The following is a 24,177-nucleotide window of genomic DNA, read 5'->3' on the forward strand; positions in this document are numbered from 1 at the left end:
GTGAAGGAACTCAATGTCTCTGTTGCCCGCACAGAGCTCCTCCAGTGAGCCCAAGACGACTCCTGAGGATGGCGACGCGCTTATTGCACGGGCCCGTGACCTCATCAACGACGGAGCGTTCGCAGCAGCAGCCGCCTACGCCTCACTTGCCACGGCCGTCTTTGCCTCCCACACCGCAGCCCTTAACGCGGCTCCTGCCATTCACCCGGGCGACCACACACCCGAGGTCACCGTGTGGTGCGGTACGTGCCGCGCTCCCAACCGGCGGGTTACAGCCGAGGGCCAGCCGTGCCCGGAGTGCGATACGGATCGTCTGCGAGCCAGGCTGTGTCGATATTGCGGTGTCTATCTGGAGAGGCGTCCCGTGCACGGTCTGGAGGAGCCCTGGCTGTGGGCGGATGAGAACAGCAACATCAGTTGCCCACAAGCCCCTGATCCCCAGGACCCGCCGGTGGCTCCCACGCCGGAACAGGATGTGTGGCCCGAGTCCCGTTGGGCCCAGTTTCTCGACGACTGGCACACCAGTTACAGGGAGCAGCCTGTCACTGCGGCAGCCCTCGTAGCCAATGGCCATGTGCGGCTGCATCTGCCCCGCACAGCCTACGGAGACGCACACGCCATCCATCTTGAGGAGTGGCTCGGTCAGCGGGCTGATACCTCTATCGGCCGTTACACCATCCGCCGGCGTGACATTACCGAAGGCGAATCGGCGCGCTGGTTGGTGCTTTCTACTGAGGACGCCACCGGGACATAACTGGTATGGGTGCGCTGACTTGGGCTCGCGCAAACCATCTGGCAGGCGTGAGAGCCGCCGCCAAGGCGGGTGACTCGAAGCCGTGGTCGGACGATGACATCCATGGAAGCCATACTTTCCAGAGAGGATTCCAGTGGCCATTGAGCCGACTAAAGAGCAGCAGGCTGCCCGCGACTTATTCGCCTCCGGCCGGGATCTGGCGCTGGTCGCTGGGGCAGGGAACTGGCAAGACGTCCACCCTCATCCTGATGGGCGCCGCCATCCGAAAGCGCGGACTGTACGTGGCGTTCAACCGGCCGATCACCGACGACGCACGCGGACGTTTCGGGACGAACGTAGAATGTTGAACCGCACACTCTATCGCCTTCAGGGCAGTTGGGCACCATTATCGCGAGCGACTGAATGCCTCGGCGCGTATCCCCGCCAAGCACACAGCCCAGATGCTGGGGATTTCCCGCGACCTGGACGTCAACTCACGTCGTATCAAGGTCAGTCACCAGGCTCGCCTCGTGATGGGCATGATCCGCAGATTCTGTTACACCACCGATCGGCAGATCATGGCTCGCCATCTGGAGTTAGTCAACGGCCTCGACGACCGGGCACAGGAGTTCGTTGCTCGCGCTCTGCTCCCCTTCGCGCACCGAGCCTGGCAGGACATCTGCTCCGAAAGGGGGAAGCTGCGGTTCGAGCACGATCACTACATGAAACTGTGGGCGATGACGGAGCCGGCGCTGCTCGCTGACTTCGTCCTGCTGGACGAGGCCCAGGACACCAACCCCGTTCTGGAGGAGGTCTTCCTCGCCCAAGAAGTGCAGCGGATCTGCGTCGGCGACCCCGCCCAGCGGAGCTACGGATGGTGCAGTGCGCAGGATGTAATGACCGGCTTTCCAGCTGATCATCTCCACCTCACCCAGTCGTTCCGCTTCGGCCCTGCGATCGCCGCGGTGGCTAATCGATGGCTTACGACTCCTAGCAAAAGACCTCCGGGAATGACGGTGTGTCAGTTCTCGTTGTCCTTCATGCCTCAAGGACGTCCGGCCATCACGCAGCCGATGCAGCGCCAAGTGCTCGTCGAAGCCGACCACCGTTGTGCAATCCCCACTTGTCGAGCCACCCCTGTAGAGCTTGCGCACATCCGCCCTTACGCCCAAGTCCTGGAGCACACGTTTGAGAACTTGATTGCGTTGTGCCCAACCTGTCACACGCGCTTCGACCGCGGTGACATGGACCGAAAATCCATGCGCCAGTACAAGGCGAACCTGGGCCTCCTCTCGGGCAGGTACGGCCCTTTGGAACTCCAGGCTCTTCAATGGTTCGCTGATGACACGTCCCGCCAAGAGATCGACATCCCCGCGGAGTCGACTGGGCATTCGGCAACCTAACCCGTGATGGGCTGGCCGTGGGCGTAGACCGACCACCCACATGGGGCTCGGTGGAAGACGGGTCGATCGGCACCGTCGGCCTGCAACTCACAGACGCAGGGCACGACGCCGTGCGGCGTCTGTTGGATGCCCAGCCCCTGGAGTGAGTGCGCGCGGACTGCCGAGCAGCAGCGTTCCTTGACTCGCGGTGAAGCGCAGCACCACGCAGATCTGGATACCCAAACTCAGGTGTCAGTGGGCGCTCGTATGCTCCCCCATGACTGGGGTGGAAAACTTGGCAACCTTCGTGCTTACGGACCATGTCACCATCCGGAAGGCCGCCCGATCTGCAACGGAAGGTGTTGGAGGCTCGGCCTCCTTCGAGAGGCCAGCATTCACTGGGCAACGAGCCTTCTACACCGCCGATCGTCGTTCTGTTCTTTGTCCAGTCCGCTCACGTACGCCGTAGTTCGCCACCGTACGCTGGTCGTCTCTGAGCTGCCGCGTGGCCGCCCACGAATGGCCACTCGCACAGGCGGAAGGCGTGCACCATCGCGCACCACCCCCGCACCACGAGCAGCGGACAACTACGGTCAACAGCGGTCAGGCTCACCACCATGCTCGTGACCATTTAGCAGCATCCTCGCAGGTCAGCACATCTCTACCGTGCCAATCCCTCCGGATTCCCAAGCTCAGAGCGCGAGTTCGATTCTCGTCTCCCGCTCCAAAGAAAAGCCCCAGGCCGGCGCCCTGGGGCTTGTTTGTTGTCTGGGACAATTCAAGGACCGCGCACTACTCGCGCACCACATCTGGCGGTCGCACGCCTTCCCAGGGGGAGTTCCGGCGATGCCCTGCTGATGTGCAACGGCACAGAACCGCGGGGCATGTCGGACGCGGCATCACTTCTTCCGACTCGTCGGACAGGGTCACATCGGGACTGAGCAGCTCGGCCTATTCCTCGGGCCCAGGCTGTCGTAAGCGGCGGGGTAGGCCGACAACAACTACCCACCCCTGAAGACACTGCCCAACGCACAGATGATGATCTCGCTCTCGTTTGATCCTGGCGGAAGAGCAGCGGCCAACGGCGTCGCCCCGTGAGAGTGGCATGGAGCGCAGAGCACCTTGTCTTACGCTGTGCGTAGGAACGCTTACAGCAAGAGAGGTTTATATGGGCAAGCGTGGGGGTCGGCGCCGCCGAGAAGCAGCGGCACTCCAGGGCGCATCGGGGTACAGTGCCGTCCTCGACGTGGATGAGAAAGTAGACGGGACGTCGTATCTGACGCCCAGTCAAGGTATCCCACTCTTGAGGATCGTGATCGGCGTCGATGCACCTGATGACGTTCTCAAGCGTGCACTGCGCTATTGGTCGCTTACCAAGGACGGCTCCTGGAGCAACCGTGTCGCGGACCTCGGACCGGCCAGCTGGGTAGCGGAGACGGTGAGTGGCCATGCACAAGCGCAAGTACTGACGCTTGGGTGCCTCGGCTGCGGAGAAGCCCCCACTGCACGGACGCGCTCCGAACTCGACGCCATCCGCAGCACGTACGACGGCAGTAAGCTATGCCAGGAATGCGCGTCTAGGCCCCAGCCAGCCATTCCTCCTCCCGCGCGTTCTCCTGAACAGGAAGACGCTCAGCATCACGAAAGCAACGAAGCCGAGGAGACGCCCGGGGAACAGCCAACGCCACGGCTCGAACTCGACCTCCTTGAGGACGCGCCAGAAGAGCTCTCCGCCATCGCCAAGCAGTACTGGAACCTCACCCACATCGAACTGGAGGGCCAGTACGCGGTCTGGGCGGGGCCGGTCAAGGCGATCGATACCGCTGGATGGGGGCCAGCACATATTGCCGCCGGTGCGGCCGTCAGGGCTCGCATGCCCGGCCGTTCCTGTCCCGTCTGCTCTGGCCAGCTCACTCTCACCTCACGCACAGCGTTTGAGCAGGCGTGCTTCGGCTCCCCTCCCGCCTGCGTGGACTGCAGCCCAGCTCTGCTGGAGAAGATGACGAAGCTCCGCGACCCCTCGCGCACAACCGATACCCCTGTGCGAAAGCAGGGCACTTCACATGCCCGACGCCACAACGCCGAAGCTCGGTGGGCCGAGCAGCAGACAGAAGAGATCCGCGCCCACTACGAGGTGACCTTCCTGCAGCAGGACTCGCTGCCCACCGGCAAGGTTCGGACCGAGGCCACCACTCTGGCCCTGCTCCACTACGCGCCGTCCACCACGCCGATCGGTCCCCTCCGGCTGTGGGCTGAGCCGCTGGATCCTGATCCCTACCGCACCGTGGGAGATCTTGTAGCCCACGGCTTCCTCCGCATCCACCCCGACAGCGCCCCCGCTTCCTTCTGCTGGCAGCCGGAAGACTTCCGCGAAGCGATCACCGCCGCCGGCGGTGACATCGACGCCGTCCAACCGCCGCAGCTCACCAACAGGTACTACGCCCGGGAGGCTGTCCACTACGTACCCCATGGCACGTCAATGGGCACTGCGGTCGAGAATCTCACCGCACACTTGACTGCACGCCTCACCCCCGCTGCTCTCGACCAAGAACGCAAGGAGGAACTGCTCGTCCTAGTCCAAGAGCTCATCGCGGCCGAAGCCGTTCGCTACTTCGACCTCCAGCTCGCCAAACGCCACCTTCCGCCCGTCCCTGACAACCACCTGGCACGGCTGAGGGACATCGCGCAGCGCGGCAGCACCACCCTTGCACTGGGAGAACTGAACAATCTCGTCTGGCGGGCTGCTCGCTCTGCAGCGGACGCAGCCCAGCGCAACCCCCAAGCCCCACGGGCAAACATGAGTACTTTCGCCGTCAACTGCCTTGAGACGTACGTCCAGCAGGCACTCACGGAGACCCAACCAATCAAGCCGTACACCTTCGATGCCAGCCTACTCGCCGCGCTTACCCGCACCGTCTTCTACACCATCCTCAACGCCGACCCGTTCACCACCGGCGTCATCCAGGCGGATCAGGACCTGCCCGAACCCGCTCCTCCTGCCACCAAACTCCTCAAGGACGATGACCGGCTGCAGCGCGACACGGACCCTGGCGTAGACACAGCCGGGCAGCCCGAAGAAGACAATGAGATGGCAAGGACCGTCGTTAGCTGGCTCGCTGAGCACCGCAGCGAATGGACCCCACAAGACTTCGCAAACCACCTGCTATACCTGCAATCACAGGCACTCGCTCCACGCCCCACTCGGGAACACCACGCCCAAGCGGCGACCGCTAGCCACATGAAACACCTCTACCACGACCTGACGTCCCTGCTCGGCGGCAACAACCAAAGTGCGGTGCTCGCGGTCTGCTCGGCGGCACAACACCTGCTCGGTGATCGAGAACATGGTGCCGTTGGGGCAGGGATCGTGGAACAGTTCGTACTGCGAATCCTGCCCGAGCAAACACCTGACATCTCCCCGCACGATAAGTCCTAACGAACTGGTCGCGGTGGGGACATCTCCGGAGACACGGGAAGCGGAGCAGTCCCGTCTTCGACAGCAGCACTGGATGAGGTTGAGACCTGGTGCTGCGTTGAAGCTCTCGCTTTCAAACACCAGCGACCTGTGGCAGCAGCACTTTCATCAGGATGATCTAACCAAAGCGCGATCAACCAGCTACCCTGTGCAACGTAACGGTCGCCTCCTCAACGCAAGGTTGTCAATGAGTAGTTCGCGATCTCGTCCACAGTCCCGAGGGCCCGATGACGAGCAGCTGGGTCTCTTCGGTTCCCTGGGCAGGCGGAAGATTTCGCAACAATCGGCAGGATCGGCCAAGTCCTCATGGAGCCCGCATGCTGAACTGCGGCGCCTGGTCGGTGAACTGACCCGGGCGACCGGGCTGAGCTACGGGGCGGTTAATGTCGAGATCAACAAGCGGCTGGCGATCCGCAGCAGGGCGGGTGCTGATCTTGACGTGATCCGCCGGGCGGTCGAGGTGGCGGGGCCTGGCTCACCGACCTCGCCGGTGAGGACTCATCATCGCAGGACACAGCCTCAAACGACATGGCCTCTCGTCATATACCTGCGCCGCCCCGCACGGTCCCGGTAGCAAAGCGCCCCGGGATGTCGTGGGCTCCCCCGCAGCGAAGCGCACCGGGGCTACGGGCTACCGAGGAGCAGGAGGCCGCAGTGGAGACATTCCTGTCCCTGCAGCACCTGGCCCTGCAGGCCGGGGCGGGGACAGGCAAGACGACAACGTTGACCTTGCTGGCCAAAGCAGACCGGCGGCGCGGCCGCTATCTGTCGTTCAACAAGTCGATTGCCACGGACGCGGCTCAAAAGTTCCCGCCCAGTGTGGCCTGCCGCACGGCCCACTCGCTGGCCTACGAGGCAGTCGGCCACTCTTATGACCAGCGGCTGCGCGCGCCGCGCAAGCCTGCATGGAAGGCCGGCGCCGCCTTGGGGATCGCGCCGAGGATGCAGGTGCGGATCGGAGACCGCACCGTCACCAACAAGGTCCTGTCGTACGCGGTCGTACGCACAGTGCGGCGATTCTGCCAGTCCGCAGACACCGTCCTGCGCCCACACCACGTGCCGTGGCTGCGAGGTCTCGTGGTGGAGGACCTGCACCACCAGCTCGTCAAGATTGTCTTGCCGTACGCGCATAAAGCCTGGGAGGACCTTCAGAGCCCGACGGGCGGCGCGATGCGCTTGGAGCACGACCACTACTTCAAGATGTGGGCCATGGAGCAGCCGCTGATCCGCGGCGACTACCTGCTGCTGGACGAAGCCCAAGACACCAACCCAGTCCTGGAGGAGGTCTTCAACGCGCAACGTACCCACGCCCAACTCGTCATGGTCGGCGACTCCGCACAGGCCATCTACGGCTGGCGCGGAGCCCGGGATGTGATGGCCGGCTTCGACGGCGAGCAGCTCGCCCTATCCCAGTCGTTCCGGTTCGGCTCGGTGCTAGCCCAGGAGGCGAACCGCTGGCTGACGGTGGTGGAGTCCCCCATTCGGCTGGTCGGCGCTCCGTCGCTGACCACCACCATCGGCCCGTCGGACACCGCTGACGCGATCTTGTGCCGGACCAACGTCGGCGCGATGGTCGCCATCCTGCGGCTGCTGGCCGACAACCGCCGCGTCGCACTGGTCGGCGGCGGCAAGGCCCTGGAGGACCTAGCGGTAGCCGCAGGACAGCTAAAGGCCGGCCGCCGCGCCACCCACCCGGAACTGGTGCTGTTCAGCACGTGGGGCGAACTCCAGGAGTACGCCGAGTTCGACCCATCCGGCCAGGACCTACTGCCACTGGTCGAAATCATCGACGAGCACGGCGTGGAGGCGATCCTCGCTGCCGTACGACGGCTCTCCGAAGAGCACGATGCCGAGATCGTCGTCTCCACCGCTCACAAGGCCGAGGGCCGGGAGTGGCCGTGCGTGCAGATCGCGCCTGACTTCGAACCGCCTCCCGGCGATGAAACCGACACCCAAGGCCAACTGATCCCACAACCTCTCGACCAGGACGAGGCCCGCCTGGCCTACGTCGCCGTCACCCGCGCCCGCCACCATCTCGATCCTGGCGGTCTGGCCTGGTTCGACCGTCACCCCGACGCTCCCGCGCGCGAGCATTCCGGGGCGAACACTCCGGCAATGCCCTGGCCGCCGAAGACAGCAAACCACCCGACGCCCGAAGTCTCGCCCTGGGATCGGTTGGGACCTCTCCCATGAAGCCCGACGACGCTGGAACACGCCAGATGACTCCCACGTACAGTGCTTGCTTCCTACGTCGAAGGCACGGTTTCGGCAAAATCACGGAGCGAAGCTCATGACCGAGCGAACCATCCACCTGGACCCTGATCCACGCGACCCGAACTGCCGAAAAATCCGAGTGTCAGCCTCCCGCTGGTACACCACGGTCACACTCGACAGGGACAACTACGTCGACGCCGCTAACTTGCTGGGTGAGGACCCTGAGCTGCCCGCCCAGTACAGGCAGGCCCTGGAGAGAGCACACAACGCATCTGCCGACCGCATCTGGTACAACGGCTACCCGGGCGGATTTTTCGACCAGTGACTACAGCCGGCTCCATGCGATCGCCGATCGGCTTGCACTCCCCATTGACGCCTGGCTTGGTCCCGGCGAGCGAGAACTGATCCGCGGAGTCGACTTCGAGGCGCCGCCTGGCGTGTTCCTGCGCTTCCTGCGCGCCAAGGCGAACGAACTCGGAGTCCGCCTCAACGGGCGAGCAACCGCCAGGAGCGTTATGGGTTCGCCCGACGCTGCCGACCGCCGTAAAGCAACTACGGGAGCGGCACCCCGAGCAATACCCTGGCTGGGTGGACCGCTGGACTGGGTACGTCGAGCCGGAGGATGCTCCCTTCCGACCCTGGGCGGGCGGTAGAGATCGGAACCTCAGCTACGGCGCGAAGCCTGTCCATTTTCACGCAGCGATAACACCGAGTCACGACGAGTGCACCTGCGGCATAAGCTTGCAGGAGTCCTGGGACGACGGTAAGGAACACACCGCCCACCATGCGGCGTGGGAATTTGGCATCCGTGCACCCAGGAATCTGGACTGGTGGAGCGAGCTGGCCGTCGTAACAACAGAGTCACCGATCGCGTGGCGAAAACTGACCTACCGGATGGCACGTATGCCCCAAAAGGAGAACCACTACGACTTCAACTCGTGGTCCCACCTTGATGAGCCCGAAGTGACCGAAGACAACGTGCGGGCTTACCTGTTGAAGGCGAACCGATACGTGATCGGCTATCTGGGTGCCCGCGACACGGGCGAGCACCGTCGGTGGGATCTGAGCGACGGGTCACGGCCCGGCGACAAGGACGGCACACTGCGCCCGCGCATCGATCTGATCTGGGTAGCTGGCGCCTATCGGCACCGGGGCGTCGGTGCCACGCTCGTGCAGTCACTCGGCGACGACTTCGGGTGTCAGGTCACCGATGTGTCCTGGTCAACCCCAGTCAGTGACGCGGGTCGGGGCCTTGCACGCCAGCTCTCGCCTGAGGGTATCTGGGTTAGCTGACCGCAAGCAATCTTGTGTGCAGCCGATCAGCAGACCGCTTTACCGAGGGACGCACCGCGCAGGGACTCCAGCGGTATACCCTATTGGACACCATTTACAGACCCGCCCAGATAACCAAGCCTGCACAAGATACGAGATGACAGCACGCCGCTGACCGAAACACGTAGCGTATACGCCAAGACACGGGCAGCGATTGCAACGAGTCGGACTCATTCGAGCTCACCGGGGAAAAAGTTCCATTCTGGAGATGAACCCTGTCCGCACCACGCACAGCGGTACGGCGCGGTCAGTCTCGGTCACCAACGGCACCGCTCCAGTCGGCACTTCAGGACCACACGTACCACTGACCAGCTTGGACGCCGAGAAGGCCTCTGTGATTCCCAAGCTCAGAGCGCGAGTTCGATTCTCGTCACCCGCTCCATGACGAAGGCCCAGGTCATGGACCAGGGCCTTTTTGTCGGCTTGGTGCGACTGGGTAACGTCGTAGAGCCTCCCTGCGTCGGCGCAAGCACGGCGCTGGAGACCGGCCTCGCTATGAGCAGGCCCGCGTGAGCCGACTTGGCTGTCACTTCCCGGCAACCAGCAGCGGGGAGAGCAGCGCTTCGCGCCAAGCGCGACCGCGGCCGGCCGGAGCACTTCGAAGCGTCTTGAGGACAGCCGCACCCTGCGCCGTGTCGTCGCGTCCCACAGGGCCCCAACGGCTTGATGACCAGCCGGAATGCGTGGAGGGGACGGGAGAGGGACAGAGGGCGGAGCCAGGGCCGGATCCGTGGAGCACTCGTGAATACCCTGTGGAGTTGATGTCAGTGGGGCCGCCTATGCTGCACCGACGATCACGCGGTTCAGGGGAGGTTGCGGCATGTTCGACAGGCTGTTCGGTAGGGGTGGGGAGAGACCGGCTGCGGATCCGCACGCCCTTCCCGTCCCACGCAGGCGGAAGAACGGGATGTACCGGCTGCGCGCGCTCGGGGACAGGCGGGTGCTCGCGCTGGTGGAGTCGGCCGACGCGGGTGACTGGCAGGCGGTCAAGGCGGGGCTGACCTCCTTCGATCTCGGCCGCGACCACGACGTCCTGGGTGAGCTCGCCGACTGCTCCGGTGTAGAAGACTGGATCGGCCGGGCCGTCGAGGAGGACAAGGAGCACCGGGCGACGGCCCTGCTGATATCCGGGGCCCGCCACATCACATGGGGCTGGGAGGCGCGCACGTCCAAGCGTGCCAAGGACGTCACGCGGGAGCAGTGGCGGGTCTTTCACGAGCGGCTCCGCATCGCCGAGGAGCAGTTGTTCGAGGCCGCCGAGCTGCGGCCGGAGTGGGTCACGCCGTGGCGCCGCCTCCTCACCTCCGGCCGCGGCATGTCGCTGGGCCTCGCCGTCAACGAGACCCGGCTCGACGCCGCGCTGCGCCGCGACCCGCTGGACCTGGAGACCCACATCGACTGGCTGTCGCAGTTGCAGCCCCGTTGGGGCGGCGAGCCGGGCGAGGGCCTGGCGTTCGCCCGCGACGCGCTCGCCCGCGCCCCGCAGGGGCACCGGCTCGGCTGCGTGATCGCCATGGCGCACATCGAGGACTGGGTGGAGTCGGACAGTGGGGACTGCCTCGAAACCCCGGAAATCCAGGCCGAGTTGCGGGCCGCGGCCGACCACAGCATCCTGCACCCCGCTTACGAACGGCGCCCGGGCTGGCAGCACGACTTCAACATGTTCGCCATGGCCCTGTCGCTGGCCGACGAGCGTCACACGGTCCGGCGCGTCTTCCAGGCGCTCGACGGCGCCTACACCCGCTGGCCCTGGACCTACTTCGCGGAGCCCGAGGAGCAGTTCGCCCGCCGCCACCGCGTCTGAGCACACGCCGATCCCCGTTCCGCAGCACCTGTCGCCCCTCCCACTCCGGACTGCCCATGACTCTGCCCGACACCACCGCGCACGCGGCCGGCGCCGACCACACCTTCCAGGTGGATCTGCGCGGCCTCGTCGATCTCCTCTCCCACCACCTCTACTCCAGCCCTCGCGTCTACCTGCGTGAACTTCTGCAGAACGCGGTGGACGCGCTGACCGCCCGGCACGGCCTCGAACCGACCGCCCCCTCCGACGCCTTCGGCATCCGCCTGTACGCCGACGGTTCGGTGGTACGAGTCGAGGACGACGGCATCGGTCTCACCGCGGACGACGTGCACACCTTCCTCGCCACGATCGGCCGCAGCAGCAAGCGCGCCGAACGGATCGCAGAGCAACGCGGCGACTTCATAGGCCAGTTCGGAATCGGCCTGCTCTCCTGCTTCCTGGTCGCCGACGAGATCCACGTCATGAGCCGCTCCGCCCGCACTCCCGACGCACCCGCCGTGGAGTGGCGGGGGCGCGGCGACGGCAGCTACACCGTCCGCACGCTGCCCGCCTCCGCACGCCCCCGGCCCGGTACCACCGTCACGCTGACGCCGCGCGCCGACGCGGCTGAGTGGACCCGGCCGGTGCAGGTGCACGCGCTGGCCCGGCACTTCGGCTCCCTGCTGCGCCACCCGGTGACCTTCGACGACGGCACGGGCGGCCCGGGCGCAGCCGTCAACCCTGAGCCCGCTCCCTGGGCGCGTACCTACCCCACGCCGGGGACGCGTTCCCGCGCGTTGGCCGCGTACGGCGAGGAGGTCTTCGGGTTCACGCCGCTGGACACCATCGATCTGGACCTGCCGGCCGTGGGCCTGAAGGGCATCGCGTGCGTGCTGCCCGAGGCGGTGCCGGCCGGGCGCCGCCTCGGCCACCGCGTGCACGTCAAGGGCATGCTGCTGTCCGAGCAGGCCGGAGAGCTTCTGCCCGAGTGGGCGTTCTTCGTCCGCTGCGTGGTCGACGCCGAGAGTCTGCGCCCGACGGCGTCCCGCGAGTCCCTGTACGAGGACGACACCCTCGCCGCCGTCCGCGACACCCTCGCCGAGCGGCTTCGCGCGTGGATCGCCCGGGCCGCCGCCAGCGACCCGGACCTGCTCGCCCGCTTCCTCCAGGTCCACCACCTGGCTGTGAAGTCGCTCGCGGTGCACGACGACGAGATTCTGCGGATGCTGCTGCCCTGGCTGCCGTTCGAGACCACCGACGGGCACACCACCCTCGACGAGTTCGCGCGCACCCACCGCACGGTGCTCGTGACGTCGAGCGTGGAGGAGTTCCGGCAGGTCGCGGCGATCGCCTCGGCCGCCGGGCTCGGCGTCGTCAACGGCGGCTACACCTACGACCGTGAACTGGTCCACCGGCTGCCCGAGATCAGGCCCGAGGTCAGCGTCGCCGACCTCGACCCGGCGACCCTCACCGCCCACCTCGACCCCGTCGACCGCGAGACGGAACTGGCCGCGGCGGCCTATCTCGCCCTGGCCCGCGACGCCCTCGCCGTCTTCGACTGCGATGTCGCGCTGCGCACCTTCCAGCCTGCCTCCGCCCCCGCCCTCCTCGTCGACAGCCGCGACGCCCGGCACGAGCGCACCCGCTCCCAGCTCGCCCGTGAGCAGGAGGGCGGCCTGTGGGGCGACATCCTCGGCGCACTGCGCCAGGAGGCCCCGCGGGCCCAGCTGATCCTCAACCAGCTCAACCCGCTGGTCCGCACCGCGATCGCCATCGATGCGCCCGAACTGGCCCGCACCAGCGCCGAAGCCCTCTACGGGCAGGCCGCGCTGCTGTCCCGGCGCCCGCTCAGGCCCGCCGAATCGAGCCTCATCAACCGCTCTTTCCTCGACCTTCTCGCCCACGCCCTCCGCAAGGACAGGTGACGATGCCGACCGCACCCCAGACCACCGATGAGCTGTACCAGGCGCTCCAGGAGAACGACCGGCGTCCCTACGGCCGCACCCGCACCGTCGCCGCCGAGGAACTGGTCGAGGCAGCCGAGCTGTTCGCCGAGCCCGTCCCGCTCGTCCGCGCGCTCTTCGAACTCCAGGAGGCGTACACCTACGGCTCCGAACCCCGGAAGTCGCCCGTCGTCTTCGCCCGCCTGCTCACGCTCTTCGACGAGCAGCCCGATGTCTTCGACGAGCGCCTGCGCCACTTGTTGTTCTGGCGGTTCAAATGGGTGGCCAACGCCCTGCGCGCGCTGCCCGAGATACCGCTGGCCAGCCTGCGTCAGTGGCTCACGGAGATGCGCGCCCGGTACGAGAAGGCCGGTTTCGGCCTTCAGCCCTACTACGGACAGACGTACCAGCTCGCCGCCCACCTCGGCGATGACACCGCCCTCGCCTACGAGCTGTGGGCGGGACGCAGCCGCACCCCGTTCAGCGACTGCGAGGCCTGCGAGATCTGCGAGCGCGCCCTGTACCACCTCACGGCAGGCGACGACGAGCGGGCGCTGCGCACCTGGGAACCCGTCCTGGCCGGGAAGGAGTCCTGCCAGGAGGAGCCGGTCCGCTCCGTCTCGTACGCGCTGTTGCCCTTGCTGCGCACCGGTCGCACCGACCGGGCCCGCGAACTGCACCTCGCCGGTTATCGCGGCTGCCGCCGCAACCCCGCCATGTCCGGGGAGGTCGGCCGGCACCTGGAGTTCTGCGCGCTGACCGGCAACGAGGCACGCGGCCTGGAACTGCTCGCCGAGAACCGGAACCTGTTCGACGAGGTGGACTCGCCGCTGGACCTGTTCGACTTCTCCACCGGCGTGGAGGTCCTCCTCCAGCGCGTCGAGCTCCTCGGCCATGGCGAACTGCCCGCCGCCGGATACGCGGGCCGCACCTGGACGGTGTCCGACCTGCGCGCCGAGGTGCGGGGCCGCGCCGACGACCTCGCCGCCCGCTTCGACGCCCGCAACGGAACCACGACCCACACCGACCGACGCAGGGCCCGCCTCGACCGTGCCCCGCTCCGGGACGCGCTGGAACTGACCCTGCGCACCCGCAGCCTCGACAGCGTGGCCCCGGTCGCGCCGGTTGCCGTGGCCGCCGCCCCCGCAGCCGGCGCCGTCCCTGAGTCCCTTCCGGAACTCCTCGTCCAGGCACGGGCGCTGGACGAACAGGGGCACCCGGACGCGCACGCCTGCTGGGCGCGGCTGCGCACGCTCGTCACCGCCCGCGACTACACCCATCCCGACGACCCGGCCGTGGGCCCGCTCGTACGATTGCGCGCGGACCTGCTGGACAACGAGGCGAGCCGGGCCCGCGAGAAGGACGAGTTCGCCGACGCCGCCGCCCTTCACGAGGAGGCGGCGGGCCTGTACGACGACGCCGGAGCGCCGGGTCACGCGGCGCTCGCCCGCGCCGCCGCCCTGCTCGCCGCCGCCGAAATCCCCGCCGAGGGCGCTGACGGAGCCGAGGGCGCCGACGGAGCCGAGGCGATGGCCGCCGCGCTGACCACCGCCCACGCGTCCATGGTCCGCCTGCACGAGGAGACCCCCGGGCTCGCCCCGTACCAGGAGGCTCGCCTGCTGCGGCTGCGGGCGACCGCGCTCGGCATGCGCCTACAGGCCTCGCGGAGCGAGGAGCACGTCGCGTCGGCCTTCGCCGAAGTGGACCTGCTGTACGCGTTCGCCACCCGGCACGAGATCGTCGGGCAGATCTCCGGCGCCCGGCTGCTGAGGGCCAGTACGTACGCCGTCTCCGGTGACCTGCCGGCCGCGACCACCGAGATCGACGCCCTCATCGACCTGCTGAAGGCGCACGGCCCCGCCTGGCATCTGCCCCGCACGCTCGGACTGCGCGGCCGGTTCCGGCTCGACCTCCAGGACGCGCAGGCGGCCCACACGGACCTGGCCGAGGCCCTGCGGCTGGCTGCCGGTTGGTCGGCCGACGTGGTCGACGCCGCCCGCCTCCACGGTGATCTGGCCGAGGCATGCATGCACCTGGGCCGCCCCGACGAGGCACTGCGGCACCTGACGCGCTCGGCCGAGCTGGACCTTCGCCGCGGCAGCCGGACAGCCGCGTTCTGCACTTACAGCAACGCGGCCCAGCTCAGCCTCGACCTGGGCCGGTTCGAGGACTGCATCGCTCTGCTCGACTCCCTCCTGGCCGACCCCGGCGTTGCCGCCGGAGAGCTGGACGACCGGCTCGTGGCCCAGTTGCGCCTGTCCCGCGCTCGCGCGCTGCACGCGGCGGAGGACCTCAAGGCCGCCACGGCGGAGCTCGCCGCCCTCGCGGCCGAGTCGGCCGGCTGGGACGACGACCCGGGGAGCCACGCCATGATCGCCGCGGAGACGGCCATGCTCCTCGGCGAGTCCGGCGAGTTCGGCCGGGCCCGCGAGGCCGCGGACCAGGCACTCGCCGCCCACGCCCGGGCCCCGCGCTACGAGCCGCTCAGCAACTGCCTGCGCGAACTCGCCCGCCTCCAGGCCCATCAACAGGGCCCCGACGGTCTGGCCGACGCCCTCGCCAACCTCGCCGAAGCCGGCCGGATCGCCGACGAGGCCCGTGCCGCCGGGTACAAGGCCCGCGGTCGCTCCCTGGACACCGCCCTGGCCTACGAACACGGGCGGGTCAATGCCTACGCCGGTGAGTACGAGACCGCCCTGGCAGCCCTGGAAAAGGCCCTCGCTCTGCTCGGCGAGCCGGCGGAGGAGGACCGTGCCGACGAGTGGGCCGAGTGCGTCCGTCTCGCCGGTGCCGTGGAGGGCATCTACTTGGAACGCCCCGCCCCCGCCCTCACTCGCCTCGACGCGGCGGTCTCCCACCTGACCGCCCTGGGCCACACCGAGGAGTCCGAGGCGCTGACCTCCTTGGCGGCCCAGCTGCGCGACGAGGAGTGACGTGACTGCTACCGGTGCGGGGCGGGCGACCGCCCCGCACCGGGAGCGCCGCCCTCCCCGGCGGTGCACCTCTCGGGGATCAGCGGGATCCTGCCGCGGCACCACGGGGCGCGGCAGGTCCGGCGGTCACCTCGTGCCCAGCGCCCCGACCGGACGGTCGTCGCGGTCCGTGAGCTGGAACCCGACCGTGTAGGTCCGGGTGACCGAACCGTTGGCCGAGGTCACCTTGATCGTGCGGGTGGTGAACCGGGGCCCGGCCGACGAGAGGACCGAACTGCCGTCGGTGACCTTCACCCGGGCGCCGGACCGGTCCGGTACGGCGGAGACGGCCGGGATCTTCTTGTTCTTCGGCCAGTCGACAACGTACGTGGACACGGCGGGGTCGAACCCGTCGATCGCGACGCCTCCGACGGTGATCGCCTTGGCGTCGGCGACACTGGCCCTGGTGGCGTCCGAGTAGTTCGTCACCGTGACCGATCCGTCGGCCTTGACGACGACGTGCGCCGACATCGCGGCCGCCAGGTTGATCCGCTCCCAGCTCGCTCCGCCGTCCCCGGTGAGGTCCAGCGGGGAGCCGGAGTCCGTCGCGGTCTGCTCCAGGATCTGGGTGCGCTGCGCGGTGGTGAGGTCCGGGAAGGCCGTGATCAGCAGGGCCGCCGCGTCGGACGGTGTCCTGAGAGCCTGCCCGGACTTCCCGACCTGGGAGAACCCGTAGTCCAGGCGCCGCGTGTACAGGTCGACGTGCTGCGCCGTGCTCAGTCCCGCGTAGGAGTCGCCCTCGCAGGCCGCGAGGCTGTCGCCGTAGCCCTCCTTCTCGCACTGCGCGAGCAGCACGTTCTCCATCTCGGTGTGGGCCTGGGTCAGCAGCTTCGCGAAGTCGGGGTCCGCCCATCGGTGCGCGACGGTGGCCTGTCCGGCGATGCGCCCGCCCATGACGTCGAGCGGGTAGTGGAAGCCGAGGACGACGCGGTTGTTCCCGTACTCCGAGGTGCGCGCGAGGATCGACGGCGCCAGCTCCGGCAGGAGCGTGGCGAGGACGGTCCCCGCTTCGTAGCCGTCGTAGGTGTGGCCGCTCGGGTACGAGCCGCTGGTGGCGAGGCTGCCGTACGAGCCGTCCTGTGACTCGTAGATGTCGCCGCCGTCGCCGACGAACCCGAGCCGCACGTACGGGCGCGGGTAGGCGTAGTGGTTCTTCGCCGCGTCGACCTGGTCGAGGTTCTTCGTGACGCGGGAGAACAGTGCGCCGGTCTTCGGCAGCCGGCCGCCGTTCAGGGCGTCGCGGTAGATCTGGCCGAGCCGGGAGCCGAGGCCGTCGGCCATCGTGACGGTGGCGCTGTTCGTCGCGTCGACCTCGGCCCGGTCCACCTCCTTCTGTGTCGCCGCGTTGTTGATACGCACCGCGATCCGGTCGTTCTCAGCGGTGAGCGCGGTGCCGTTCGGCACCTTGGCGTTGGCTCCGAGGATGTCGGAGCCGAGGTCCTCGATGCCGTTGAGCAGGTCGTAGAAGTAGTCGGTCCCGTCGCCGGTGCCCGGCCACTTGTCCGACGCGTAGGTGGCGTTGAGCGTGTCGTCCGGGAAGGGGGACGGCTCGTACGCCGGGTCGGAGGCGTCCGCCGCGGTGGTCGCCCCAGCGGTCGCCGAGGTGGTCGCCGGGACGGTCGTGGCGGAGTCGTCCGAGGTCCCGGCCAGGGTGACCGCGGTCACGGTGGCCGTATGTGCTGTGGCCTTGCCCGTGGTCGTGAGCAGTGCCGTGTCGGTCGTGGCGGGCACGTGCGCGGTGGTCCCGTCGCCGAGGGCCACCGTGTAGCCGATGATCGGGAATCCGCCGTCGCCGGCCGCCCGCCAAGTCACGCGGACCTGCTTGCCGTCGGTGATCACACCCTTCACGGTCGGCTTCTGCGGCTTGCCGCCGCCGGTCACCACGGGTGCCGTGGCGGCGCTCGGGTGCGAGGCGCCGAACGTGTTCACCGCCCGGACGCGTGCCGTGTACGACCTGCCGGCCCGCAGCCGGGTGAATGTCGTGCTCCGGCTGCTCGGATCGTTGATCTCGACCTGGTGGCCGTCGCTGAGGGTGATCTCGTAGCCGGTGACCGGTGAGCCGCCGGTGTCCTCGGGCGCGGACCAGGCGACGGTCACAGCGGAGCCGGACGACTTCGCCGACACCGCGTCAGGCGTGGCAGGCACCGTCCTGGGCTTCGTGGTGAGCGCGGACAGGGCATGGCGGAGGGTGTCGTACCGGGCGGTGAGTGTCGCGTCCGTGGCGGTGTCGTCCGCGACCGCGGTCTTCGCCGCAGTGAGTGCCGCGGTGAACGCCTTCCACGACGCGTCCGTGTAGCGGTCGTTGTCGAGGGCCGACGCGGTCGTGACCAGGTTCTCCAGTCGCAGCCTCGGCACCGGGACCAGTTGTCCGGCGGCCAGGGTGAGGCGACGCGTCTGGGTGTCGACTTCGAGCTGCGTCGCGTCGTCGGTGTCGACGAGGGCGCGCGCCGCGGCGAGTTCGCGCTCGTACACACCGAAGTCGATCGCGTCGTAGCGCTCCGCGTCGGCGGAGAGTCCCTCGTACCGCTCGATCGCCTTCCGCAGGGCGGACTTGTCCGTGACGGCGGGCGTGTCGACGTGGTCGAAGGTGATCCGGCCCAGATTCGCGACGTACGGGTGCGAGGAGTCCGGGTTCGTCGTCAGCCGCAGGTGGACGGTGTGCGTGCCGATGATCGCCTTGGGCAGTGTCAGACTCGTCGTCCCTCCTGACGACCACGCGCTTCCCGTGACCGGCAGCGGTACGGTCGCGTACGGCGTGCCGGGGTTGGCCGCGTCGAAGGAGTCCAGGTAGAGCTGGACGGCGGAGCCGGTGCCGCAGCGGGCGGAGTTGTTGACGTAGGTGATCGTGACGGTGCTCTTCGGGGAGCTGCCGAAGTCGATGTTCCCGTAGTCGAGCCAGGCTCCGTTGTAGGTACCGCCGAGGTCGGTGGTGGAACCCGAGCCGGTCCAGCCGACGGGCTCGCTCTTGAGGCCGCCGCCGCTGTGCGAGCGGAACGCGGTGGCGTCGAAGCCCACGGGCGCGTCGGCGGTCTGCGTCAGGGCCAGCGAGTAGATGTTGCCCACGTAGGGCTGGGAGGCGGTCTGCGTGCTGGAGACGAACGCCGCGTACACGTCCTGGACGCCGGTGAAGACGCCCGGGTCGAGCTGCACGCTCGTGGTGGCGATGGTTCCCCAGCCCGATCCGCTGTAGTCGAGGGGGATGTCGACGCTCTTCGGGCCGTCCTTCGAGCCGAGGCGCAGTTCGATGTGCGAGTCCGACGCCGCGCGGGACTGGGGCTTGTCATAGCTGACGGTGACGGTGTCGGCGCCGTCGCGGAGGTCGGTGTCCTTCCACTGCGCCCACGCGCCGTTCGTCACGTTCTCGAAGATGCCGTTCGAGAGGTTGAGCGGGAGCGAGCCGTTGCCGGTCGTGGTGCTGTTCACCGCGGTCAGCGTGGCGAGCGTGGTCGTGGGGGACGCCGAGACCTCGTACGGCGAGAACTGGTACCAGTCGAAGTTCGACACCCATTGCTGGCCGGACGGGGCGTGGAACACGAACGTCGCGCTCTTCGCGTCCAGCAGGGCGTCCGGGTCGGTGACGGCCGCCTGCACCGTGGTGTAGTACTGCCAGCCGCCGGTTCCGGGGAGCTGGACGGTGGCGACGACGGGGCCGTCGGCGGCGCCGGCGTGGATGTCGACGCTGCTCGGCTCCGCGTTCGTCGGCTGCGAGTTCGCGTAACGGACCGAGATGCTCTGCGGGGCGACCTCGCCGAAGTCCAGCCTGGTGAACCGCTCCCACGATCCCTCGGTGACGCCGCCGAGGTTGCCGTCCGAGTTGTTCCGCTCGCTGACGAGGCTGGGGCCCTCCTTCTGGTCGGGGGCCTCGGCCTGGAGGACGGCATAGCCGCCCTCGTCGATGGTGAGCGCGTCGATGGCGGAGTGCAGCGCGTCGTCCGCGGCCATGATCGTGCCCGTCGCGGAGGTGGTGTCCGCGAGGACGGTCCGCGCCCGTTCGAGCGCCGACCGGAACAGGTTCCAGGAGCCGTCGGAGTAGTTGCCGCCGCGCACCAGGGACGCCTGGTCGACAAGTGCGCCAAGGGCCTTACGGTGCACCGCGGCGGCCGAGATCAGGAGCGGGTCGGTCGGGGACATCCCGGTGCCGCCCACCGTGGAGGCCCGCACGCCGTGGGCGAAGGCCGCGTCGCGGAAGGTGATGCCGAAGCGCGCGTCGACCTTCGTGATGCCGGTGAGCGACAGCGTCGCCGTGCGCGAGCCGCTGACGCGGAGGTCCGCCGTGACACCGGCCGGCAGGCCGGTCACGCTCGCGGCCCCGGTCCTGGTGAGGCTGGTTCCGTTGCGCGCGTCGAAGGACGCCGGTCCGGACAGGGTGAGCTTCACGCTGTCGTGGACGGTGCCGTCCTCGGTGGTGGCGACGGTGCCCGGGTGGGCGGAGACGAGGGTGTCGCCCTTGTCCGTGCCCGTGCCGCCGTCACCCGTGTCCCCCGAGTCGGTGTTCAGCGAGTACGCAGGCTTCGTGTGGGCGCCCCACTGGGAGGGCTTGGAGCCCATGGTGAAGTCCAGGGTTCCGCCGGAGATGATCTGCGAGTAGTCGAGCCACGTGTTGTCGAACCGCTTGCCGTTGAGAGTCGCGTTCTGCACGTAGTAGTTGCTCGGCGACACGCCGTCGGCCTTCACCGTGAACCGGGAGCCGTTGGCGTAGGTGATCGTCGTGGAGTCGAAGAACGGGCTGCCGATCTGGAACTGGCTGGAGCCGGCGGTCACCGGGAACAGGCCCAGGGCGGCACCGACGAACATGGTCGACATGGTACCGGCGTCGTTGTCCATGGTCGGCAGGAAGCCGTTCGGCGAGAGCTTGTAGACCTGGGTCTTGACCGGCGGGGTGAACTGGCCGCCGGAGCTGGGGGCCTCGTTCGTGGAGCCCGTCGCGATGTAGCGGTTCCAGGTCGTGCCGGTGTAGATGGCACGCACCCACTTCTGCGTCAGGCTCGGCTCGCCGACGTAGTTGAAGAGGTACGGGGCCTGCAAGTCGATCTCGTTCGCGTTGGAGTGCAGCATGGTCGAGCCGTCATCGACGCTGGAGTCCTCGCCGAACATGTGCTTGACCGCGGCCTTGCCGGCCTTCTCGCCGCCCATGGCCTCGATGAGGCCGCCCATGTCGTACGCGTCGTACCAGTGGTACTGCCACAGCGTGCCCTGGTAGAGGCCGGCCGCCTCGAACTTCTCGTAGTCGGCACTCTGCCAGTCGCCGTTCGCGGCACGCGGGGTGAGCAGACCGACCTCGGTGCCGTCGGCCGCGGTCCAGGCGCCGGACTTCACGAGGTTGTCGATCGCCATGGTCGCCTGGGTGCGCAGCTCCTTCGCGTCGTCCTTCTTGCCGAGCGCGTCGGCGATGACGGAGAGCGCCCACTGGTCGTAGCCGCGCTGCACGGTCGTACCGGGATCACCGGTCACGTACCCCTGCCGGAGCTGCGCCCCGGTGTAGTACCCGGAGTACGCCAGCAGCGCCGGGTACGCCTCGTCGAGCCGGTCGAAGTTCTTGAAGCCCTTCGACAGCGCGTCGGCGACCAGCACGGCCGAGCGCTCCCAGCGCACGGTCGGGACCGAGTGGGTGAGGCTGCCGAGACTCTTGCCGGAGGTGCGCGTGTCGGCGAAGAGCACGATCAACGACTGGATCATGTCCCGGTAGGTGGCCGGGTCGATGTACGCCTCGACGGAGTACTTGCGGAAGTCGTCCCAGGTGGACCAGCCGTCGTAGTACGTGAAGCCGTTCGCCTTGTGCACCGCTCCGTCGGCGCCGCGGTACGTACCGCTGGTGCTGGTGGCGTTCACCGGCAGCGCGTACATGCGGTACAGGTGCGTGTAGAACTCCTTGGTGAGCGTCGACCCGGGGTCGGACTTCGCCGAGGCGCGCACGTCGACGGCGCCGAGCGACTCGTTCCAGACCGCCTTCGTCCGGGCGCGCGCCTGGTCGAAGGTGAGGTCGCCCACCTCGTTGCGCTGGTCGGTCGCGGCCTGCTCGGCGCTGATCGGCGACAGCGTGATGCGCAGCTCGATGTCGTCGCCGGCGGCCTTGTCGAACCCGAGAACGGCGCCGGTGTCGGACCCGTCCCGCGTGGTCGCGTCGCTCAGCCTGCCGTCGTTGCCCCAGCTCTTCAGGGAGGTCACGGGGACGTTCGTGGTGGCGTTGTAGTACAGCTGGTACGAGGCGCCGTTGAACGACCCCGCCACGAGCCCGGCGATCGAGGTGGTCCCGTCCGGGAGCGTCGTCGCCTTCATGGTCGAGCGGGTGCGGCTGGTGAAGTTGTTCGCCAGGTCGAGGACGAGCTCGGGGTTCGATCCGGCGGGGAAGCTGTACCGCTGGAGCGCGGTACGCGTCGTGGCGGTCATCTCGGCCTTGATGGTGCCGGAGTCCTGCTTCACCGAGGACGCGGTACCGGAGACGGCCCCGAGGCCCACCTGGTAGTAGCCGGGCGTCGCGGTCTCGTCGTCGTGGCTGAACGCGTGGGCGTACGTGCCGGTGGCGGGCCGGCTGTCGTACTGCACGGAGGTCGGGACGACGAGCAGGTCGCCGCCGCCTCCCGAGCCGCCGACGCCGTCGAGGTTCGTCGCGGTGAACCCGGCGATGTGGTCCTCGTTGTAGTCGTACCCGGTGTGGTTACGATTCGGCGTGGTCAGCGGGTTGACCTTGGCCAGACCGTGGGGTGCCTGGGCGCCCGGCAGGTCGTTGCCGTCGTCGCCGGCGGTCGACACGAACGGGTCGACGAGCTTCGTGTAGTCCGTCCCGCCGGACCCCGCGGACGTCCCCGCGGGCGTGGTGGCGACGGGCACGGCCGCGGCGGCGCCGGCACCGGCCAGCGCGCCGAAGCCGAGCGCGCCGGTGAGCAGCACGGCGACCGTCGCGTGCAGAGGCCGATGACGTCGGCGGGCGGTCCGCGGAAGAACCGCGCGGGGCAAGGGAGTTCGGGATGTGATGGGCACGTGACCTCTCCAGCGTCGCGATACGCCCGCACGGGCCGCCCTGGAGGAAGACAACGTTGTCAGACCGACCGTACACCGGCGCGTGCGGAGCGAGACGGCAGTGGACGCACGGGACAACACCCGTCGCGTTCACGAACGTGCGCCATCACACAGGGAAAAGGCGTACAACGGGCAAACGGAACTCACACAGGAGATGCGCGCCGAACGCAGCGAAGAAAGTCACCACCTTCGCGCGCGGCGACAAGGGGCGGAGCTGACGGGTGCGGGCCGGTCAGTCGTGGCGGCTGCGCGGTCGCGGGTGGCGCTTCGGCACCTCCCATAACGGTGTGCGTTCCGACAAGCGATGGTGAACACTCCGAGCCATGCCAAACGTTCAAGTCTCGCCCGAGGTGTCCGTCGAGTACGAGACCTTCGGTGACCCCTCCCACCCGCCTGTCCTGCTGGTGATGGGCTTCGGTGCTCAGATGATCGCCTGGCACGACGACTTCTGCCGTGTGCTGGCGCGGCGTGGCCGCTATGTGATCCGCTACGACAACCGTGACTGCGGGCTGTCCACGAAGTTCGACGATCACCCCGTTGACATGGGTCAGTTCATCGCCACGGTGAGTTCGGGCGATATTCCCTCCGCCCTGGGGATGCTCGTGTACACCCTTCGCGACATGGCCGACGACGGCCTCGGGCTGCTCACGGCGCTCGGCATCGAACGAGCGCATGTGGTCGGAACCTCGATGGGCGGCATGATCGCCCAGACGATGGCGGTCACACAGCCCGAGCGGGTGCTGTCCTTGACGTCGATGATGTCCTCGACCGGCGAAACCGAATACGGTCTGTCCAGCCCCGAGGCCCGAGCGGTGCTCGCCGGCCCGAAGCCGTCGGACCGCGAGGGATACATCGCGGCGGCGGAAAGGGAGCTGGCGTGGGCCTCCAAGCGTTACGGCGACCCCACGGCCGTTCGCGAACTGGCCGCCAGAAGCTACGATCGCGCGTACTACCCGGCCGGTCTCGCACGCCAACTCGCGGCGATGACCCTCGCCGGCTCACGCGCCGACGCTCTTCGGCAGCTCCGGATCCCGACCCTGGTGGTCCACGGCCTCGACGACACGCTCATCGATCCCAGCGGTGGGCGACGCACCGCGGAGCTGGTGCGAGGCTCGAAACTCCTGTTGCTTCCCGACATGGGCCATGACCGCCCCCGCCGGCTCTGGCCGGAGATCATCGACGCCTTGGAATCGCACAGCAGCTGAGCTGCTCCACGAGTGCCGGAGCGGCCCACCGCCGGGATCGTCGCGCTGCTGCGGGGATCGTCGCGCTGCCCGCCGCCGGTACGGCCCGGTGGAGTCGGGGGCCGTACCGGTTCGGCTCGGG

At 68.2% G+C, this 24,177-nt stretch carries 11 protein-coding genes; 10 read left to right on the forward strand and 1 reads right to left on the reverse strand.

Annotated elements, in window-relative coordinates:
• Window positions 1–364: 364 nt before the first annotated feature.
• From ACFV6H_RS19660 to ACFV6H_RS19700, 9 genes are all read left to right on the forward strand, one after another.
• Window positions 365–754 (forward strand): hypothetical protein, encoded by a 390-nt coding sequence (locus ACFV6H_RS19660; protein WP_385543568.1) that lies wholly within the window; start codon window positions 365–367, stop codon window positions 752–754.
• A gap of 440 nt (window positions 755–1,194) precedes the next feature.
• Window positions 1,195–2,136, forward strand: a complete 942-nt coding sequence (locus ACFV6H_RS19665; protein WP_385543571.1) for an HNH endonuclease — start codon at window positions 1,195–1,197, stop codon at window positions 2,134–2,136.
• A 1,282-nt stretch (window positions 2,137–3,418) separates the two neighbouring features.
• Window positions 3,419–5,551, forward strand: a complete 2,133-nt coding sequence (locus tag ACFV6H_RS19670; protein ID WP_385543574.1) for a hypothetical protein — start codon at window positions 3,419–3,421, stop codon at window positions 5,549–5,551.
• Between the two features lie 627 nt (window positions 5,552–6,178).
• Entirely contained in the window at window positions 6,179–7,783 is a 1,605-nt protein-coding gene (locus tag ACFV6H_RS19675) for a UvrD-helicase domain-containing protein (RefSeq protein WP_385543577.1), read from the forward strand.
• 97 nt (window positions 7,784–7,880) lie between these two features.
• A complete protein-coding gene (locus ACFV6H_RS19680; protein ID WP_385543580.1) occupies window positions 7,881–8,129 on the forward strand; it encodes a hypothetical protein in 249 nt (82 codons plus the stop codon).
• A gap of 263 nt (window positions 8,130–8,392) precedes the next feature.
• Window positions 8,393–9,097, forward strand: coding sequence for a GNAT family N-acetyltransferase (locus tag ACFV6H_RS19685; protein ID WP_385543583.1), 705 nt, complete (start codon window positions 8,393–8,395; stop codon window positions 9,095–9,097).
• 859 nt (window positions 9,098–9,956) lie between these two features.
• Window positions 9,957–10,940: a hypothetical protein gene (locus tag ACFV6H_RS19690; RefSeq protein ID WP_385543586.1), complete on the forward strand. Its 984-nt coding sequence runs from the start codon at window positions 9,957–9,959 to the stop codon at window positions 10,938–10,940.
• A 56-nt stretch (window positions 10,941–10,996) separates the two neighbouring features.
• Window positions 10,997–12,844, forward strand: a complete 1,848-nt coding sequence (locus ACFV6H_RS19695; RefSeq protein ID WP_385543589.1) for an HSP90 family protein — start codon at window positions 10,997–10,999, stop codon at window positions 12,842–12,844.
• Between the two features lie 2 nt (window positions 12,845–12,846).
• Entirely contained in the window at window positions 12,847–15,795 is a 2,949-nt protein-coding gene (locus ACFV6H_RS19700) for a hypothetical protein (protein ID WP_385543592.1), read from the forward strand.
• A gap of 126 nt (window positions 15,796–15,921) precedes the next feature.
• On the opposite strand, the gene ACFV6H_RS19705 is transcribed toward ACFV6H_RS19700, so the two are convergent.
• Window positions 15,922–22,812 carry a glycoside hydrolase domain-containing protein gene (locus ACFV6H_RS19705; RefSeq protein WP_385543595.1) on the reverse strand — a complete coding sequence of 2,297 codons (6,891 nt, stop codon included), beginning with the start codon at window positions 22,810–22,812 and terminating at the stop codon, window positions 15,922–15,924.
• A gap of 362 nt (window positions 22,813–23,174) precedes the next feature.
• Here ACFV6H_RS19705 and ACFV6H_RS19710 point away from each other — a divergent pair, with 362 nt between their 5' ends.
• Window positions 23,175–24,056: an alpha/beta fold hydrolase gene (locus ACFV6H_RS19710; protein ID WP_385543598.1), complete on the forward strand. Its 882-nt coding sequence runs from the start codon at window positions 23,175–23,177 to the stop codon at window positions 24,054–24,056.
• Window positions 24,057–24,177: the final 121 nt, after the last annotated feature.

The organism is Streptomyces sp. NPDC059743, assembly GCF_042732975.1.
Lineage (GTDB): Bacteria > Actinomycetota > Actinomycetes > Streptomycetales > Streptomycetaceae > Streptomyces.